Origin of the sequence: Halococcus sp. IIIV-5B (assembly GCF_003602035.1) — an archaeon.
Classification (GTDB): domain Archaea; phylum Halobacteriota; class Halobacteria; order Halobacteriales; family Halococcaceae; genus Halococcus; species Halococcus salsus.
In genome coordinates this window covers 1-4,170 of record NZ_QZWE01000061.1, presented here as the reverse complement: position 1 = coordinate 4,170, position 4,170 = coordinate 1, and the positions used below count along the sequence as shown (strand labels likewise).

The window sequence follows — 4,170 nt, the reverse complement described above, 5'->3', positions numbered from 1 at the left end:
CGTCGGCACGGTGCTCCGTGAGTCGCTCCGACGGCTGGCGACCGCCGTCTCGACGACCACGAGCGCCAGAAGGACGAGCAGCGCGGGGCCGGTCGCCAGCCGTCGGAGCGACTCACGGAGCACCGTGCCGACGCTAAATGCCATGTCGAATCGAATTCGAGCCGGAATACTGTGTTTTGCGGTTTCGAAACCGGTGGCGCGGACCGGCTCCAGGGGACGTGTGGCCGGTCAGTTGGTTTCGAGCGGCGGGAGCATCCCCTCGATGCGCTCGATGTCGACGTCGAGCCAGTCGGGCACCTTGAGCTGGTCACCGTACTCCGCGGGGTCCTGGTCGATCTCGAAGCCGGGCCCCATCGTCGCGTACTCGAAGACCGAGCCGCCCGGTTCGGTGATGTAGCGCGAGTGGAAGTAGTCGCGGTCCTTGCGTGACGTGGTGATGTAGCCGTTCTCGCGAAGCAGGTCGCTCACCGCGTCCTGTTCCCAGGTGTTCTCCACCTGGAAGGCGACGTGGAGGTAGGTCCCGATCCCCATCACGCCGTCGGGCGCGTTCGGGCGGATCAGCACGTCGACTTTGTCGGCACACGGCGCGTCCCCTGGCGCTCGATATCGGATGCGGTCGCCACGCTGTGGGTGGGTGGCCTCGCCGATCCGATCCCAGCCCATCACTTCGAGGACGTCCATCGTGCCGGCGGGGTCGGCCGAGTGGATGGTCGTGTTGAACATCCCGCGGATGGCGTGCTCGGCGGGCACGTCGTTGCCCTCGATCCAGGGTTCGATATCGGACTCGCCGGTCACGAGTTCGAAGGGCAAGCCGTCGGGGTCGGTGAACTCGATGGCGGTCTCGCCGAAGCGTTCGTCCATCGTGTAGGCAACGTCGTGGTCCTCGAATCGGCCCTGCCAGTACTCGACCGACCCCTCCGGGATGGTCAGCCCGACCGACCGGAGCTTCCCCTTCCCGACCACGCCCTGCTCCATCGGCATGTTGGTCATCGGGAAGTAGGTCACGATCGAACCGGGGGTGCCCACCTCGTCGCCGTAGTAGAGATGGTAGATCTTCTCCGGCACGTCGAATCTGACCGTGCGCTTGACGAAGCGGAGCCCCAGCACGTTCGTGAAGAAGTCGTAGTTCTCCTGGGGGTCGTCACAGAACGCGGTGACGTGGTGGATTCCGTCTATGTTCGGCATGGTGTGGTCCGACACCACATACGACGGGCTCCTAAATGTAATTGTTGATTACCGTAGACACTGCGGAACGGCCAGTCGTCGGCCAACGCGGGCGATGGAGATGTCGATTCACGTCCGGCGAACGAACGCGCGGAGCTCCTCGTCGAACCGGTCGGGGGCCTCCCGGAACGGCGTGTGGCCGACGTTCGGGTAGAGTGAGGTTCGCGCGTCCGAGGCGAGTGCCGCGGTGACTTCGACCGCCCTCGGATCGACGATCCGGTCCTCCTCGCCGTGGGTGAACAGCAGGGGAACGTCGAGTTCGGCGACCGTCTCCCGGTGTGAGAGGGTTCGCGAGCGCATCCCGTCGCGGACGAACGGCGGGACGACGGCGTTGTAGCCGAGGACGAAGTAGCGCTCGACCGGATCGAGGTCGCCCGCGACGGAGCGCTCGACGAACCGTTCGAGCGTCCGCACGCTCTCCTCGGCATCCTCTGAGGTGATGGCGGGGAACAGTTCGAGATAGGCCGAACCGAGCAGTTCGGTCGCGGCGTCGGTGCCCATCCCGGAGACGATACCGACGAAGTTCACACCCCGAACGTCGTCGGTTCCGTACGCGCGGAGGTAGTCGAGGGCGACCAGACAACCGTACGACCACGCCACGATGACCACCTCGTCGAGGGTCTCGACGACGGCCTGTACGTCCGCCGCCCAGAGCGACGAGTCGGTGTAGGCGCGCTTCTCGCGAGGAGTCTCGGAGCGGCCGTGACCCCGGTTGTCCACCCGAACGAGGCGGAACTCGTCGGCGAGGGACGACTCGAACTGCTTCGTCCACGACAGCCGGCTCTGGGAGTAGCCGTGGAGGAACAGGACAGTCGGTCCGTCCGCGGGTCCCGTCTCCTCGACGTAGAGCTCCACACCGTCGCCGCCGCGAACCGTCCGTGATCGCATGACGGTCGAGAGACGGTACCGAGTCATTTGATTCTTCGTGCCGTCGTCGACCCGAGAGGCCGAGCGAGCGCGCTGCTGTGGACTGAAGGTATAAACTCCCGCCGAGCCAGTCTCGACCATGGCACCGCCGTACCCCACTCAGCGCCCGACGGACGCGACACACCTCCCGGCGGACGAGTTCGACCTCCCGACGGAACTCCTCAACCTCCCGTGGATCGACAGCCACACCCACGCCCAGACCCTCTCGTGGGCCGACCGCGAGCGCTACTCGCTGGCCGGCTGTCGCGCGATGGTGATGGTCGCGTCGGGCTATCACTGGACGCCGTACAAACCCGTGACCGCCGCGGACGTCCGATACCTCTGGGACGACGCGATCAACCGTCGGCGAGCGATCGAACGCAACCACTTCTTCGAGGCCGGGCTCGCGCTCGGGGCGCACACGGGCGTCCGGATCGAGAACCCGGCCGAACTCGTCGGCTCGATGGCCGACTACTGCGGGCTCGACGAGGTCGTCGCCGTCGGCGAGACGGGGATCACCCCGGCCCAACACGTCGAGTCGTGGGATCTCGACGCCCAGTTCGAGCTCGTGCGGGCCCAGATGGAGCTCGCGGACGAGCACGACCTGCCGGTGATACTCCACACCCCGAACGCGACCGGCGAGGGACCGGACTACCGACCGGGTGTCGGGCTACCGGGATTCGAGCTGAACACCGAACTCGCGGAGGAGCCGGTGCTCACGGGCGAGAACCCCGCGCTCGAAGCCGTCGAGATCGACGTCGACGCCGCACACGAGGCGGGTCTCGCGGAAGAGCGGGTCGTCGCCTCCCACGCCGACCCCAACAACGTCGACTATCTGCTCGGCGAGACGGACTGCTATGCGAGCTTCACCGTCGGCTACGAGTGGCTGACGGGCGTCACGGCCGCCGACGTCGCCGCGGCCATCGAGGAGTACGGTCCCGAACGGGTGCTCGTCGAGACGGACTGTGCGAACGTGCTCGACACGGACGTCTTCTCGGTCAAACGGACGATCCTCGAACTCTACCGCCTCGGGATCGATATCGACGACATCCGACAGGTCGTCTTCGAGAACCCCCGGAGCGTCTACGGGCTCGCGGACTGAGCCCGCTCAAGAGGTGCCACGAGCCTCAGTCGTAGTCGTAGAACCCGCGACCGGTCTTCTTCCCGAGGTCGCCCGCCTCGACCTTGCGTTTCAGGAGGTACGCAGGGGTATAGCGGTCGCCGAGTTCGTCGTGGAGCGTCTGTGTCGCGTCGAGACAGATGTCGAGCCCGATGTGGTCGGCCAACTCGAGGGGCCCCATCGGGACGTTGGTCCCGAGCTTCATCCCGCGATCGATGTCGTTCTTCGTGGCGACACCCTCGTCGAAGGCTCTGATGCCTTCGTTGATCCACGGCATCAGGATCCGGTTCGAGACGAAGCCCGGTTTGTCGTCGGATTCCCAGGTCTCCTTATCCAAGTCCTCGGCGAACGCGTGAGCGAATTCGACCACTGCCTCGTCGGTGTGCTCGCCGACGACCAACTCGACACCTTTCATCACGGGCACCGGGTTCATGAAGTGGAGCCCCACGACGAGGTCGGGCCGCTCGGTCGCGCTCGCGATGGAGGTCACCGAGAGCGTACTCGTGTTGGTCGCGAGCACCACGTCCTCGGGCACGACCTCGTCGAGGTCCGCGAAGATGTCCTGTTTCACAGTCATATTCTCGACGGCGGCCTCGACCACGAGGTCACAGTCGGCGAGCGCATCGAGGTCGGTGGTTCCCGTGACCCGCTTGCGGGCGTTCTCGGCTTCCTCCTCGGTGAGTTTCTCGCTCCCGACCAATCTGTCGAGACTGCTCTCGATGGCGTCGAGGCCGCGGTCGACGAACTCGGTCTCGATGTCGCGCATCACCACGTCGTAACCGGCCGTCGCCGCGACCTGGGCGATGCCGTTGCCCATCGTGCCCGCGCCGACGACGCCAACCGTCGAGATCGAATCGAGCTCTCGCATGGGGCGGGTCGGGACGGTGCGGTCGTAAGCCTGCTGATGCGGTGGCGGAGGG

The 4,170-nt window shown here is 66.1% G+C and carries 4 protein-coding genes; 1 reads left to right on the top strand and 3 read right to left on the bottom strand.

The genetic code is table 11. The annotated features are described in order from the left end of the window. Positions 1-228 precede the first annotated feature (228 nt). Positions 229-1,185 carry a VOC family protein gene (locus D3261_RS19300; RefSeq protein ID WP_199694078.1) on the bottom strand — a complete coding sequence of 319 codons (957 nt, stop codon included), beginning with the start codon at positions 1,183-1,185 and terminating at the stop codon, positions 229-231. A 108-nt stretch (positions 1,186-1,293) separates the two neighbouring features. Beyond that, positions 1,294-2,112, bottom strand: a complete 819-nt coding sequence (locus D3261_RS19295; RefSeq protein WP_233554047.1) for an alpha/beta fold hydrolase — start codon at positions 2,110-2,112, stop codon at positions 1,294-1,296. 118 nt (positions 2,113-2,230) lie between these two features. Between D3261_RS19295 and D3261_RS19290 the strand changes: the two genes are divergently transcribed. Beyond that, complete coding sequence (locus D3261_RS19290) at positions 2,231-3,232, top strand: TatD family hydrolase (RefSeq protein WP_120075213.1); 1,002 nt, start codon at positions 2,231-2,233, stop codon at positions 3,230-3,232. 25 nt (positions 3,233-3,257) lie between these two features. Here the strand turns inward: D3261_RS19290 and D3261_RS19285 are convergent, their stop codons facing one another. Further along, positions 3,258-4,118 carry a 3-hydroxyacyl-CoA dehydrogenase family protein gene (locus D3261_RS19285; RefSeq protein ID WP_120075211.1) on the bottom strand — a complete coding sequence of 287 codons (861 nt, stop codon included), beginning with the start codon at positions 4,116-4,118 and terminating at the stop codon, positions 3,258-3,260. Positions 4,119-4,170 lie beyond the last annotated feature (52 nt).

What these genes read in the sequence shown, in the direction of transcription:
- D3261_RS19300 (WP_199694078.1), bottom strand. Translation starts at nt 1,185, where the DNA reads ATGCCGAACATAGACGGAATCCACCACGTCACCGCGTTCTGTGACGAC.
- D3261_RS19295 (WP_233554047.1), bottom strand. Translation starts at nt 2,112, where the DNA reads ATGCGATCACGGACGGTTCGCGGCGGCGACGGTGTGGAGCTCTACGTC.
- D3261_RS19285 (WP_120075211.1), bottom strand. Translation starts at nt 4,118, where the DNA reads ATGCGAGAGCTCGATTCGATCTCGACGGTTGGCGTCGTCGGCGCGGGC.
- D3261_RS19290 (WP_120075213.1), top strand. Translation starts at nt 2,231, where the DNA reads ATGGCACCGCCGTACCCCACTCAGCGCCCGACGGACGCGACACACCTC.